The following is a 13,203-nucleotide window of genomic DNA, read 5'->3' as shown; positions in this document are numbered from 1 at the left end:
TTCCAGGCGTCGAGGGAGAACTCCTGCCAGGCGTAGTTGAACCGCCCGGTGGGGTTGTTGAAGGAGAACACCGTCACGACGACGTTCGGCCCGGATCAGTCTCCGGCCACCGACAGGGAGAGCGCGAAGCGGCCCGCCGAGTCCGTCCACCAGTGGGTCAACTCAAGCCCCGCATCGGCCAGTTCCTTGCGCACGCCGTCCTGACGGAACTTCGCCGAGATCTCCGTCAGGATCTCCTCACCCTCCTCGAACGGCACCAGCAGGTCCAGCGCCCGGACCTTGACCGTCACCGCCGACCGGGCCCGCAGCCGCATCTCGATCCACTCGTGCTCCCGGTTCCACACCGCCACGTGGTCGAAGCCGGCGGTGTGGAAGTCCGCGCCCAGCTCCCGGTCGATGACCGTCAGCACGTTCTTGTTGAACTCCGCCGTCACCCCCCGCGCGTCGTCGTACGCCGCCACCAGCGCGGCCTCGTCCTTCACCAGGTCGGTGCCCAGCAGCAGCGCGTCCCCGGGCGACAGCATCGCCCGTACGGACGCCAGGAACACCGCCCGCTCCGGCGGCAGCAGGTTGCCGATCGTGCCGCCGAGGAACACCACCAGCCGCGGCCCCGGCGACTCCGGCAGGTGCAGCTGCCCGGTGAAGTCCGCCAGCAGCGCGTGCACCTCCAGCCCCGGATGCTCCGCCAGCAGCACCTCGGCCGCCCCCGTCAGGGCGCTCTCGCTCACGTCCACCGGTACGTACGTCCGCAGCGCGGGCATCGCCGCGATCAGGTGCCGGGTCTTCTCCGAGGAGCCGGAGCCCAGCTCCACCAGCGTGCGCGCGCCGCTCACCGCCGCGATCTCCCCGGCCCGTTCCAGCAGGATCTCCCGCTCGGCACGGGTCGGGTAGTACTCGGGCAGCCGGGTGATCTCCTCGAAGAGCTCACTGCCCCGGGCGTCGTAGAACCACTTCGGCGGCAGCTCCTTCGGGAAGCGGGTCAGGCCGTTCAGGACGTCGCTGCGCAACGCCTTGTCGGCCGCGTGCTCGTCGAGGGTCCGGGTCATCTGGAAATCGCTCACGGGGAGGTCTCCTTGAGGGGGGTCAGGGCGACCCGCGTGCGGGTGGCGGTCAGCAGGGTCCGGTCGGGCACTTCGCACCAGCGGGCGTCGTCGTCGTGCGGCTCGGACGCCACGACCACCCGGCCCGCCGCCGGATCGGCGAGGTACCAGAGGGAGTCCCCCCAGGCGGTCGCGGCGACGGAGGCGCCGTCGGTCAGCAGCAGGTTCAGCCGGGAGCCGGGGGCGGCGCAGGACAGCTCGCGGACCGGCTCGGCCAGCGCCGTGCCCATGTCGTCGCCCTGCCGCAGCCGGTGCAGCACCAGGGCCCAGATGAGGGCCGAATCGGTGCGCGCCGCCAGCTGGAGCAGGTCCCTCGGCGGCAGGCCGGCGGCGAGCGCGGCCGCCGAGTCCGGCCAGTCCCGCACGGCCCCGTTGTGGCTGAACAGCCACGGACCCGAGGCGAAGGGAGCAGCGGCCGCCTCCCCGTCCGCGCTGGGGAGCGTGGCATCGCGCACGGCGGCCAGGAACGCCCCGCTGCGCACGACGCGGGTGAGGTCGGCGAAGGTCAGGTCACCCCATACGGGCCCGGCGCGACGGTAGCGCGCCGGAACGGGATCGCCCTCCGCGTACCAGCCCACCCCGAAGCCGTCCGCGTTGACCGTGCCGAACCGCTGGCGGCGCGGGCGCCAGGACTGGTGGACCAGGGAGTGCGCGGGTTCGCTCAGCAGCCACTCCAGGGCCACGGGCGGCCCGAGGTAGACGAGGTGACGGCACATCAGACGTCCCTCGCGGTGCGGAAGCCGGAGAAGATCTGCCGGCGCACGGGCAGGTCCCAGTTGCGGAAGGTGCCCCGGCAGGCCACCGGGTCCACGGCGAAGGAGCCACCGCGCAGCACCTTGTGCGCCGGGCCGAAGAACACCTCCGAGTACTCCCGGTACGGGAAGGCGCGGAAGCCCGGGTAGGGCAGGAAGTCCGAGGCCGTCCACTCCCACACGTCGCCGATCAGCTGGCGCACCCCCAGCGGGGAGGCCCCGGCGGGATAGCCGCCGGCCCGGGCGGGGCGCAGGTGGCGCTGGCCCAGGTTTGCGTGGGCCGGGGTCGGGTCGGCATCGCCCCAGGGGTAGCGGCGGGAGCGGCCGGCGGCCGGGTCGTGGCGGGCGGCCTTCTCCCATTCCGCCTCCGTGGGCAGCCGGCGGCCCGCCCAGCGGGCGTACGCGTCCGCCTCGTACCAGCTCACATGCAGAACCGGTTCTTCATCGGGCACCGGCTCGGTCACCCCGAAGCGGCGGCGCAGCCACTGGCCGCCCTCCCGGTGCCAGAACAGCGGCGCCCCGATGTCGTGCGCCCTGATCTGCTCCCACCCCTCGGCGGCCCACCAGCGGGGCTCGCCGTAGCCGCCGTCCGCGATGAAGGCCTGGTAGGCGGCATTGGTCACCGGCACCGTGTCGATCCAGAAGGGGGCCACCTCCCGTACGTGCGCGGGCCGTTCGTTGTCCAGCGCCCAGGGCTCGGTGGAGGTGCCCATGGTGAAGGGGCCGCCCGGCACGAGGACTTCGGCCGCGGGCGGGGGAGGTCCCTGGGGCGGGTCCGGGTCCGGCGCGGCCAGCACCGGCGCACCCGCCCGAAGCTGGTGGGTGATCAGCATCGTTTCGTCGTGCTGCTGTTCGTGCTGGGCGATCATCCCGAAGGCGAACCCCTGGTCGAGCAGGGCCGTGCCCTCCAGCGGGGTGCGCTCCAGCAGGGCGAAGACGCGGCCGCGCACCTCCGCCGCGTACCGGCGGGCCTCCTCCGGGCCGAGCAGGGGCAGCTTCGGCCGTTCGGCGCGGGGATGCTCGAAGGCGTCGTACAGGGAGTTGATCTCAGGGCGCATGGACTCCCGGCCGGCCACGCGGCCCAGCAGCCACAGCTCCTCCTGGTTCCCGATGTGCGCCAGGTCCCAGACCAGCGGGGACATCAGGGGGGAGTGCTGCGCGGTCAGGTCGCGGTCGCTCACCGCGTCGGTGAGCGCGGCGGTACGGGCCCGGGCGGTGGTCAGGGCGGCGACGGCACGCTCGCGCAGCAGCTCCGGGTGGATCTCGGGGTGGGTCTCGGTGGTCACGGGCGCGGTCCCTTCGCGGCGGGCGGCCGCCGGCGGTGTTCCCCGGCGTCGGCGGTGTCGCGGACTTCTGCGGCTGCGGCTGTGGTCGGGGCTTCGGCCGCGGTCGTGGTCGCTGCGCCGGTTCCGATGCCGGCTTCGGCGTCGTCCGCCGGGCAGCGGCCGCGCAGCACGTAGCGGTCGGCGAAGGCCGCGACCGCGTCCTGGACGTGCCTGCCCGCCCCCAGCCGCGGCAGCGCCTCGGCTGCGGCCCGGAAGCACGCGGCGGCAGCCGTGCGCAGCTCCGGGTCGGCCAGCCCGGACCGGGCGGCGGACCGCCACAGGGGGTTGCGCGGCGCGCACCGCGGCCCGTACGCGTCGGCCAGCGCCTTCACCGCCCGGTAGGCGGTCTCCGAGGCCTCCGGGTCGTCGAACAGCGCCTGCACGACCGCCACCGGGACCAGCCAGCCGTCCTCGCCCGGCTGCGCGTCGATCATCCGCAGCTCCAGGTGGCCGCGCGGCCGCACCGGCGGGAACAGCGTGGTCAGGTGGTACTCCAGGTCCTCGACGGTGGGCCGCCGCTCACCGCCGGTACGCAGCCAGTCGCGGAAGCTCAGCCCGCTCGGCACGGCCCAGGGGCCGTCTCCCGGGGACCGTACGCACATCACCTCGGAGTCCAGCGCGTGCCGGACCCAGCCGGCCCGGGGCTCGGCGTGCAGCGGCGGCGCGAGCGCCCTCCGGGGGTCGATGTCGCCCCAGATCCCCTGCCGGGCGCACCGCCAGCCCCGGTACGGACCGTCACGGCCCGGCGAGTTGGCGAAGGCGGCCACCAGGACCGCGCCCAGCAGGTGCGCGAGGTGCCAGCGCCGGCCGTACCCCAGCGGGCCGGGCTCCTCGTGGCCGGCGTCCACGCAGACCTGCACGGAGGCGGAGCTGCGCATCATGGCGCGCCCGGCCGGGCCGGTACGGTCGAAGTAGGCCTCCATCGCGTCGTAGCGCGGGCTGGCCAGCAGGCGGCGCAGCGGCCCGCGGGGGTCCTGGCCGAGGCCGTGCAGGACGAGGCCCTGGCCGCGCAGGACGCCGCGGACGGCGGTGAGGTCGGACTGCAGGCCGTCGAGGCAGGCGGTGAGCGAGTCGGCGGGGGCCGAACTGAGCTCCAGCTGGCCGCCGGGCTCGACGGTGAGCCGGGAGTTCAGCGGCAGGGCGCCGGCGGCCGCGTGGGCCGCGGTCAGCCGCTCGGGGGACAGCGGCAGCCAGGGCCGCTCGGCGTCCAGGACGAGCCATTCGAGCTCGGCGCCGAGAAGGCGGGGCGGACCGGTCTTGAAGCAGATGCCGTGGACCAGGTCCTCGGCGGCCCCCTCGGTCAAGGGGTCGTGTTCGGCGCTGGGGGCGGATGGAGCGGGCGAGTCCTCGGGCATCACCGGAACCTCGTCTCCTGTCGTCGGCCGTGATCTCACCCGTGCCTACCCCTCCTCGGGGGGCTAATTCCTTTGCTGCGCCCCGGCTTTGGCCCCAGGATTGCGGCGTGAGCAGCAGATTGCGGGAGATCGCGCGGGACAATGCGCTGATCGCGGCGGCCGGGGGGTACCGGACGCGGTCGGGGCGGCGGGTTTCCCTCGCCGCCGGCCTGGCGGACGCCAAGGCCGGAACCAGGATATATGGACCAAACCGGGTCATCCCAGACGGAGCGTCCGTTGGGGGAACACACCGGACGGTCTTCGAGGTCACGGGGGAGAGCAGTACGGTCGCCGCGCGACGCCTCGCGGACGGGGGCCCGGTCGCCGTCCTGAACTTCGCCTCGGCCCGCAATCCGGGAGGCGGGTACGTGCGCGGGGCCAAGGCGCAGGAGGAGGCCCTGTGCCGCGCCTCGGCCCTGTACGAGACCCTCCTGGAGGCCCCGGAGTACTACGCGGTCCACCGCGCGGGAAGGAGCACCTTCTACACCGACCGGGTGATCCACTCCCCCGGGGTGCCGGTGTTCCGCGACGACCGGGGCGAACTGCTGGACACCCCGTTCCGGGCCGGGTTCCTCACCTCCCCGGCCCCGAACGCCGGCACGATCCGCCGCCAGGAGCCGGACCGGGCGCACGAGATCCCCGCCGCCCTGGGCCGCCGGGCCGAGCTGGTCCTGGAGGTGGCGGCCCTGCACGGGTACGGGCGGCTGGTGCTCGGCGCCTGGGGGTGCGGGGTGTTCCGGAACGACCCGGCGCAGGTGGCACAGGCCTTCCGGGCGCTGCTGACCGGCCGCTTCGCGGGGGCGTTCGAACGGGTCGTGTTCGGCATCCTGGACCGCGACCCGCGCACCCGCGAGGCCTTCGCCGCAGCCTTCGCCGACTGCTGAGGGGGGCGGTGGTGCGGAAAATGTCGGCGCCCGCCGGCGCACCGCGCCTCGCCCGCGACAGCGTCACCGGCCGCCCCCGCGCGCGCGGGAGGCGGGACCGCCATGGGAGCATCGCGGCATGCGCCTGACAGCCGACGGAACCACGCCGGTACCGCGGGCGGTCCTGGCTCGGCACCTGGAGACGGACGACGGCCACGCGTTCGAGCCGGCCGGTCCGCTCTTCCTGTTCGCCGGCGACCGGATCGCCTCTGAAGGCGGCGCGCTCGTGGTCCTGCGGGCCGACGGCCGGCGCCTGACGGCGGCCGGCGGCTGGGCCACCCGCTGCCGCGGGCGGGCCGCCACCGGCCGGCCGGCGGACTACTGCCAGCCGTAGCGCTCGCGCAGGCGGTCCACCACCAGGCGGAAGCGTCCCGGATCCAGCGCGCAGGCCTCCCGCCGCATCCCCGACTCGTGCACCCGCAGCACCCGGTCCAGGTCCACCCAGGACTCGCGTCCGGCGCCGTCCCAGGGGCCGGAGCCGATCGGCACCCACTCCCGGTCGTCGTCGTGCCGCTTGCTGGAGAGCTGGACGGCGAGCAGCGTCGCCCCGCCCGCCTCACGCGCGACCACCAGCACCGGGCGGTCCTTGCCGCGCCCGTCGTTCTCCTCGAAGGGGACCCAGGTCCACACGATCTCACCCGGGTCCGGGTCCCCGTCCGGGTCGGGGGCGTACTCGGTGCGGACCGGGCCGATGGCGCCGGGATCGGCCTCGGTGGTGGCGGTGCGCCCGTCCCGGCCGGGCTGCGCGACGTGGCCGCTGCCGTGATGCGAAAGTGCCGTCATGCGGGCGAGGTTAGTGCTTCGGCCGGCGCTTCCCGCGCCGCACACGGGCTCCGCACCGCGCGTTCCCCCTCGGATTCCGGTCGAGATCGACTCGCCGTGAGCACAGGCGGGACGGGCGGCGGGAACTTCTCCCGGACGCGGAGCGTCCTCCTGCCGAGAGGCTGATCAACGAGCGCGCGGGGGTAATGGTATGGCGGTCACGCTGGCCGAGGAGATCGTTCTGCTGTCCCTGGACGACGAGTCCGGCTCGGCACAGCAGCGGCAGGCGGCCGGCTGGGCCGTGGCGGGAGGCATCCTGCTCGAACTCGTCCTGGCGGGCCGGGTCTCCGTCACCGGCGAGCGCCTCGAGGTGACGGACACGACGCCGACCGGGGAGCCGCTCCTCGACGGCCGGGCGGCGCTGATGGCCACCTGGCTGCGGGGGCGCGGCCGGCGCCGGGCGACGGACTGGCTGGCCCACGACCAGCCCAAGGCCGTCTCGGCGGCCGTGGAGGTCCTCTGCCGGCGGGGCGTGGTCGCCGAGGAGAAGCGCAAGGTGCTCGGCATGTTCCCGGTACGCCGCTACCCGGAGGCCGACGGCACGGTCGAGCGCGAGCTGCGGGACCGGCTCCGCGCCGTCGTACTGGACGGCGCGGAGCCCGATACGCGGACGGCCGGTCTCATCGCGCTGATCCACGCCGCCAAGCTGCACGCGCTGGCCTTCCCCGACGGCGAACGCAAGCGGGTCACCGCGCGGATGGCGGAGGTCGCCGAAGGCCAGTGGGCGGCCACGAGCGTCCGGCAGGCCATCCGCGACACCCAGGCGGCGATGGCCGCGGTCGCGGTGCTGACGGTCACGGCCGTCAGCTGAGGCACGGTCCTCCGGGTTCCGCCCTTAGGGTGCCGATCATGGACGCTGCCCTGCTCGACCGCCGGACCCGCACGCACGACGAATGCGTCCCGCCCGCCCTGGTCGACCGCCTCCTCGCCCTCGGGCACGCGGACGTCGTGCGGGCGCAGGCCCTGGCGGAAGACGGCGACTGGTTCTGCGCCCGCGCCTGGGCGCGGCGCCTCGCCCGGCGGGGCGAAACGGATGAGGCCCTCGCTGTCCTGGCCCCGTACGTCGGGACGGGCTGGGTCACCGCGGCCGAGGAGACCGCCCGGGTGCTGGAAGCGGCCGGCCGGGGCGAGGAGGCCATCGGCCTGCTGCGCCCCTTCGCCCGGGACGGGGAACGGTCCGCACTGCGCGAGCTGGCGCCGCTGCTGGTCCGCCACGGCCGGGGCGTGGAGGCGTACGCGCTGCTGCTGCCGCACATCGAGGACGGGCACCTCGCCGAGGCGCTGGCCGACGTGGCAGTCGGCCTGGGCCGGGGCGACGAGGTCGCGGAACTGCTGACGGCCCGGATCGCGCCGGCGGACCCGTGCGCCCGGTGCGGCAGCCCGGAGTGCAAGGTGCGCCGCGCGGGACCGTTCAACGCCGTGGCCCTCCTGGCCTCCGTACGCGAGCGCCAGGGCCGCACCGACGAGGCGGTCGAGGTGCTGCGTACGTACGGCTCCGCCCCGGTCGACGGCCGCGACCCGCTGGCCGGACTGCTGGCGCGGCACGACCGCATCGACGAACTCCGCGCCCACGCGGCGGGCGGCGACCGGCTGGAGGCCGTGACCGAACTGGCGGAGCTGCTGGAGGCCCGGGGCGACGTGACCGGCGCGGTCGAGGCCTACCGCCGGCACGCGGAGCACGAGCGGTGGCCGCAGCCGCCGGTCCTGCTCGCGCAGCTGCTCGCCCGGCACGGCCGGGGCCCCGAGGCCATCGAGGTGCTGCGGGCGCACGACAGCTCCGACGACCACGTCCTCGGCGTACTGTGCGGGCTGTTCGCCGCCGAAGGCCGGGCCGCGGAGGGCCTCGCCCACCTGGACGCCCTCAAGGCCCGCCGGGAAGGGGAGGAACGGGAGCTGTTCCGGCTCCGCGGCCCCCTCATGGCGGCGTGCGGACGGCTGGACGAGGTGGAGCAAGCGGCCCGCGCGCACGCCGAGGGGGCAACGCCGTACGCGACGGAAAGCCTGGCCCACCTGCTGGCCTGCTGCGGGCGCCTGGAGGAGGCCGCAGCCCTCCTGGAAGCGGACCGCCTGGAACACCGCCAGGACCTCGCCCCGCTGCTGCTGGAGCTGGGCCGCGCCGAGGAGGCCGTCACCCTGCTGCGCACCCCGCGCGCCGACGCTCCGGCACCCGAGCCGCGGGGCTACGGCGACTGCCCGCCGTTCTGAAGCCCGTCCTTGGCCAGAACCCCCGCCGACGGGCCGGAGCCGGGAGCCGAGTGACGTCATGCTGTGCGCCCGCACCGCCGGCACCGGCGCAGCGACCACCTGCGAGGGCGACGACGGCGGGCCTCTGACCGTCACCAAGATCGATAGAGCAGCTGCTGGTCAACCCACTCAGCGAACGAAGTAGATCACTGTGCCGTGGTGGTGGTCGGGAGAGGTCAGGCCCCAGAGGAACAGCCCCACGACGATGGCCAGCAGGATCAGCCCCGGCACGTTCTCGGGTCCCCAATGGACGGGCTGCCGAACCGGTGGGTCGGGTGTGGCGTCGTTGCGCGCAGCCTCGAAGTCGGCGCGCTGCCAGGACGCGACATCGGCCTCACCCCGGGCGATCCGCTCGGCCACGCGGCGTACGTCGGCCGCGTGGTAGGTCGGCTCGCGGGTCAGGTCCGGCGAGGGCGCAGCCGAGGTGCGGACGCTGTTGGACCGCGCCACGGCCCTGATGCTGCCCGGCCTGATCTGCGGCCAGATCTTCCGGACTTCGTCCTTCGTCAGCCAGTCTTCCCCGCCCTCAAGGTGCTGCTCGTCCGCCGCCCCCATGCGAAGCCCGCCCCCTCGCTCGCCGGTCACCCTTGGCTTGATACCCAGACCGCGGACAGATCATCCGGACCGAGCCGTCACACTCGAAGTCACGCCCACCGTGATCGGTAGAGCCTTTTCCGGGGCGGAACGAGCGCGCCAGGTGGTCACCGCGAGGATCAGTCGAGGCAGAACTCGTTGCCCTCGACGTCCTGCATCACGATGCAGGACTCGTTGACCCCGTCGGCGACCAGGAGCCGCACGCGTACCGCGCCGAGCGCGACCAGGCGCGTGCATTCCGCCTCGAGCGCGGCCAGGCGCTCCGCCCCCACGAGCCCGGTGCCGACCCGCACGTCGAGATGCACCCGGTTCTTGACGACCTTGCCCCCGGGAACGCGCAGGAAGAGCAGTCGCGGGCCCACACCGGAGGGATCGCCGCACGCGAACCACGAACCCCGGTCCTCGGGCGTCTGGGAGCGCTCGTATGCGTCCCACGTGGAGAACCCCTTCGGGGGCGGCGGTACGACGTACCCCAGCACCTCGCACCAGAAGCGGGCGACGCGCTCGGGTTCCGCACAGTCGAAGGTGACTTGGAACTGCCTGATCGATGACATCGGCGCACCCTAGCAGGGGGGGCGCTGTCGCTCATCTGGCTTTTCCGGGCGCGGGTTTGAGAGGTGGGGTCGACTCCGGCCCACCCGTCACGACCTAGCATGACCGCTCATGGGGACGCACATCGACGGAGTGATCGAGACCTACACCGCGGGCGGGGGCTGGGAGATGGAGGTCGATCTGCTCGACTTCGACCTCTGGAAGGCCCGGTACGCCCGCGAGTGCCTGTTCGGCTATTCCGACGGCCTGGGCCTGGACCGGCCGCTGTTCGACCAGCGGGGGTGGCCGGAGGACGCCTGCGAAGGAGTCCCGAAGGTCAGTGACGAACTGAGCCACGGCCACTCGTACGCGACGTGGGCCGAGATCGCGGCGGTCGACTGGGACGCACCGCTCTGCGACGGCCCCGACGGGAGCCTGCTGGGCGAGTGGCGGCCGGGGCCGGACGGCGCACTGGCGTGGCAGGGCTCGGTCTACCTGCCGGACGAGGTGCTCGAGGCGGCGGAGGAGCTCTTCGGGGAGTACCTGTTCCCGTCCGAGTGGCCGCCCGGCGGCGAGGTCCACCTGAACGGGGCCGTGTACCGTCCGGTGGTCCTCACGGCGGGCATGTACGTTCCGCCGGACGGTCCTTGGGGCCCGGTGTGGGCGTCGATGCGCGCGCTGGCGGCCGAGTACGGCGACGAGAACGTCCGCCTGGTGGTCTGGTTCGGCTGACCCGGCCCGCCCGCGAGGGTGACGGGGCAGGGCCGGGCGCGGCAGATCGCCGGGCGCTCCTCGTCGTCGGCCGCCGTCCGGAGCCCCTACCGCACGCCCCGGATGGGCCGTACCGCCAGTGCGCCCGCCACCGCCAGCAGGGCGGCGACGACGAACAGCGCGGTGTACCCGCCGCTCGCCGACACGACCACGGACGCGACGAACGGCGCGACGATCTGCGGCCCGGCGTTCGCGATGTTCAGAACACCCATGTCCCGTGCCGCGTCCTCCGCCACGGGAAGGACCATCGTCACCAGCGCCGTGTCCACGGCCATGTAGCAGCCGAACGCGAGCCCGTTGACCACGGCGAACGCGAGCATCGCGGCCCAGCTCGCCGACACGGCCGGGATCACCAGCGCGACCGCCGACAGCAGGGCCGAGGCACCCACGAACAGCTTGCGCCGGTCGAGCCGGTCCGACAGCCAGCCGCCCACCACCGTGGAGAGCACCATCGCCCCGCTCGTCAGCGGCATCAGCACGGCCACGGCCGCCTCCGCCCTCATTCCCGCGGGCAGCACGGTGTGGTCCTGGAGGATGTACAACTGGTAGCCGCTCACCGCGAAATAGCCGAGGACGAGCAGGGCCCGCCCGATGAACGCCCAGCGGAAGTCGTGGTCGCGCAGGGCGCTCGCGAAGGCGGCCAGCTGTGCGCGGACGGGCAGCGGCGCACGCGCCGGGAGCCGGTCCTCTCGCGTGCAGGCGGTGAACAGGACCGCCGCGCCCGCCACGATCACGCCGAAAACGAGGTAGCCGGTGCGGAAGTCCTCGGAGAACGCAGCGCCGGCCAGGGCCCCGAGGACGGAGCCGAAGGGCAGGCCCAGGCCGACGGCGGCCGAGGCCTTGCCGCGGGCGCTCACCGGCACCCGGTCGGGGACGACGGAGGTGAGGGCGGCCTGGTAGACGTTCATCACGGCCTGCCCGAGGCACCAGGCGAGGGTGATCAGCAGGATCGTGTCGGCGAGGCCGAGCAGCAGCATCGCCGGCACCGCGGCGAGCCCGCCGCCGAGGATCCACGGATTGCGCCTGCCGGTGCGGTCGGACAGGGCGCCGGCGACGGGGTTGAAGACCGTCGCGAAGACGGCTGAAACACCCGCGATCAGGCCGAAGTTGGCGACCTTGGCGGCCGGGTCCACGCGCTCGACCTGGAGCGCGAGCAGGATGCCGGCGACGCCGATGTAGAGGGCGTACATCGCGGTGTTGCCGACGAGCAGCAACGGCAGCAGGCCGCGCCCCGGAGCGGGTCTGTCGGAGGGGGCGGCGGCGGTGCCGGCGCCGCGGGAGGAAAGAGCCATGGTGCCCTCCTGGGCAGGGTGGAGGGGTGCGTAACCGCCCCGTGGCGCAGGGGCGGCGGCACGTCGGGAAGCGTCAGTTACACGTGTTACTGAAACGAGTAAGCACTGTGTAGCACCCGTTTCCGGCCAACCGCCAGCCCCCGTGCGGCATCGGGATGGAAAGATGCCACGGCCATGTCTGACTCAGAGAACCCGACGGGCCGGCGGACCAGGCCGACGCCCCCGACCAGCGCCGACGTCGCCCGGCTCGCGGGCGTCTCGCGCGCGACGGTCTCGTACGTCCTCAACAACGCGGAGGCCGTACGCATCAGCGAGCCGACGCGGCGCAGGGTCCGCGAGGCCGCCGAGGAGCTGGGCTACGTCCCGCACGCCGCCGCCCGGAGCCTGCGCGCCGGCCACACCCGGATCGTGCTGCTCCCCACCTCGCACGTGCCGGCCGGGCCGCTCTACAGCCATTTCCTCAACGAACTCCAGTGGGCCCTGCGCCGACTGGACTACACGGTGGTCCAGTACGGCAGCCTCGGCCTCGGCGGCGACGAGGCCACCCGGGCCTGGGCCGAGCTGCGGCCCGTGGCGGTGATCTCCCTCGGGGAGATCACCCTCTCCCCGCAGAACGTCGCCACCCTCAGACGGGCCGGTGCGCGGGCGGTGATCACGATGGGGCCGCGCGCGGTTCCGGGCGCGCACGCGCTGGTGATGGACCAGGCGGAGGTCGGTGCCCGGGCCGCCGCGCACCTCGTGGAACGCGGCCGCCACCGGATCGGCGTGGTCGTCCCCCGGGAGCCGGGCCTGGAGCTGTTCTCGGCACCCCGCCTGGCGGGCGCCGAGTCGGTGCCGGGGGCCCGGGTCCGGCCGCTGCCGATGGCCTACACCGAGGAGTCGGCCGCCGCGCTGGCGGCGCGGTGGGGGGCGCTGGGGCTGGACGCGGTGTTCGCCTACAACGACGAGTACGCCATGCTGCTGATGCGGGCCCTTCAGGACGCGGGGCTGCGGATCCCCGGGGACGTGGCCGTCATCGGCGCCGACGACCTCCTCCTCGGACGGCTGCTCCGGCCGAGGCTGAGCACGGTGCGGATCGAGCTGCCGGCGGGGGAGTGGCTGGCGGGGCTGGTGGACGCGGCGGTACGGGATCCTTCGGAGATCGGGGAGCGGCGGGATCTGCTGGCGGCCGTGGCGCTGCCGCGCGACTCAACCTGACCCCGCGCCCCTGCCCGGCCCCGCGCCACCCTGGGGCTCCGCCCCAGACCCCGCGCCTCAAACGCCGGCGAGGCTGGGTTGTGCCGGCCAGGGCGGGTTGGGCCCGCGAGGGCGAGTCACAGGCCCACGAGACGGGGACGAGGGCACGCACCGGAGGGGGGAAGCGGACACTCACCGGAGGGGGCGGGGGTGGGGTGGGGTGTCGTCCGGGACTAAAACGAGATGAATTCGGCGCGCGGTACCGCTTCCCCACCGGAT

General features: G+C 74.3%; 14 protein-coding genes and 1 pseudogene. 6 read left to right on the top strand and 9 right to left on the bottom strand.

The features are described from left to right. The 5 genes and pseudogenes from AB0D45_RS33635 to egtA all read right to left on the bottom strand — a co-directional run. Positions 1-89, bottom strand: a pseudogene (locus AB0D45_RS33635) (ABC transporter permease); the annotation flags it as partial. 6 nt (positions 90-95) lie between these two features. Further along, entirely contained in the window at positions 96-1,061 is a 966-nt protein-coding gene (gene egtD, locus AB0D45_RS33630) for an L-histidine N(alpha)-methyltransferase (protein ID WP_361608230.1), read from the bottom strand. Then, complete coding sequence (gene egtC / locus AB0D45_RS33625; protein ID WP_362466268.1) at positions 1,058-1,816, bottom strand: ergothioneine biosynthesis protein EgtC; 759 nt, start codon at positions 1,814-1,816, stop codon at positions 1,058-1,060. The genes egtD and egtC overlap by 4 nt, the downstream gene beginning before the upstream one ends. Then, positions 1,816-3,138, bottom strand: coding sequence for an ergothioneine biosynthesis protein EgtB (gene egtB / locus AB0D45_RS33620; RefSeq protein ID WP_362466265.1), 1,323 nt, complete (start codon positions 3,136-3,138; stop codon positions 1,816-1,818). The genes egtC and egtB overlap by 1 nt, the downstream gene beginning before the upstream one ends. After that, positions 3,135-4,532: an ergothioneine biosynthesis glutamate--cysteine ligase EgtA gene (gene egtA, locus AB0D45_RS33615; protein ID WP_362466262.1), complete on the bottom strand. Its 1,398-nt coding sequence runs from the start codon at positions 4,530-4,532 to the stop codon at positions 3,135-3,137. The genes egtB and egtA overlap by 4 nt, the downstream gene beginning before the upstream one ends. A gap of 107 nt (positions 4,533-4,639) precedes the next feature. On the opposite strand from egtA, the gene AB0D45_RS33610 reads away from it, so the two are divergent. After that, entirely contained in the window at positions 4,640-5,455 is an 816-nt protein-coding gene (locus AB0D45_RS33610) for a TIGR02452 family protein (RefSeq protein ID WP_362466259.1), read from the top strand. 118 nt (positions 5,456-5,573) lie between these two features. Continuing rightward, positions 5,574-5,828 (top strand): hypothetical protein, encoded by a 255-nt coding sequence (locus tag AB0D45_RS33605; RefSeq protein ID WP_362466256.1) that lies wholly within the window; start codon positions 5,574-5,576, stop codon positions 5,826-5,828. Here the strand turns inward: AB0D45_RS33605 and AB0D45_RS33600 are convergent. After that, on the bottom strand, positions 5,813-6,277 hold the full coding sequence (locus tag AB0D45_RS33600; protein ID WP_362466253.1) for a type II toxin-antitoxin system PemK/MazF family toxin: 465 nt from the start codon (positions 6,275-6,277) through the stop codon (positions 5,813-5,815). The two genes, AB0D45_RS33605 and AB0D45_RS33600, sit on opposite strands and share 16 nt — an antisense overlap. A gap of 190 nt (positions 6,278-6,467) precedes the next feature. On the opposite strand from AB0D45_RS33600, the gene AB0D45_RS33595 reads away from it, so the two are divergent. Both AB0D45_RS33595 and AB0D45_RS33590 read left to right on the top strand, forming a co-directional pair. Further along, a complete protein-coding gene (locus AB0D45_RS33595; protein WP_362466250.1) occupies positions 6,468-7,127 on the top strand; it encodes a GPP34 family phosphoprotein in 660 nt (219 codons plus the stop codon). A gap of 38 nt (positions 7,128-7,165) precedes the next feature. Continuing rightward, positions 7,166-8,521 (top strand): hypothetical protein, encoded by a 1,356-nt coding sequence (locus AB0D45_RS33590; protein ID WP_362466247.1) that lies wholly within the window; start codon positions 7,166-7,168, stop codon positions 8,519-8,521. Positions 8,522-8,689: 168 nt separating this feature from the next. Here AB0D45_RS33590 and AB0D45_RS33585 read toward each other — a convergent pair whose 3' ends face one another. Next, entirely contained in the window at positions 8,690-9,145 is a 456-nt protein-coding gene (locus AB0D45_RS33585; protein ID WP_362466244.1) for a hypothetical protein, read from the bottom strand. Positions 9,146-9,273: 128 nt separating this feature from the next. Continuing rightward, complete coding sequence (locus AB0D45_RS33580) at positions 9,274-9,708, bottom strand: VOC family protein (RefSeq protein ID WP_362466242.1); 435 nt, start codon at positions 9,706-9,708, stop codon at positions 9,274-9,276. 109 nt (positions 9,709-9,817) lie between these two features. Between AB0D45_RS33580 and AB0D45_RS33575 the strand changes: the two genes are divergently transcribed. Then, the gene (locus AB0D45_RS33575; RefSeq protein ID WP_362466239.1) at positions 9,818-10,417 is read left to right on the top strand and encodes a hypothetical protein; all 600 of its coding nucleotides are present in this window, start codon (positions 9,818-9,820) and stop codon (positions 10,415-10,417) included. Between the two features lie 86 nt (positions 10,418-10,503). Here AB0D45_RS33575 and AB0D45_RS33570 read toward each other — a convergent pair whose 3' ends face one another. Continuing rightward, entirely contained in the window at positions 10,504-11,748 is a 1,245-nt protein-coding gene (locus tag AB0D45_RS33570) for an MFS transporter (protein ID WP_362466236.1), read from the bottom strand. A gap of 174 nt (positions 11,749-11,922) precedes the next feature. Here AB0D45_RS33570 and AB0D45_RS33565 point away from each other — a divergent pair, with 174 nt between their 5' ends. Next, complete coding sequence (locus tag AB0D45_RS33565; protein ID WP_362466233.1) at positions 11,923-12,945, top strand: LacI family DNA-binding transcriptional regulator; 1,023 nt, start codon at positions 11,923-11,925, stop codon at positions 12,943-12,945. The last annotated feature ends 258 nt before the right edge of the window (positions 12,946-13,203 follow it).

Source organism: Streptomyces sp. NPDC048352 (assembly GCF_040651895.1).
In the GTDB taxonomy this organism is placed as follows: domain Bacteria; phylum Actinomycetota; class Actinomycetes; order Streptomycetales; family Streptomycetaceae; genus Streptomyces.
The sequence above is the reverse complement of the archived record's forward strand: the minus strand, read 5'-3'. Positions and strand labels throughout refer to the sequence as shown.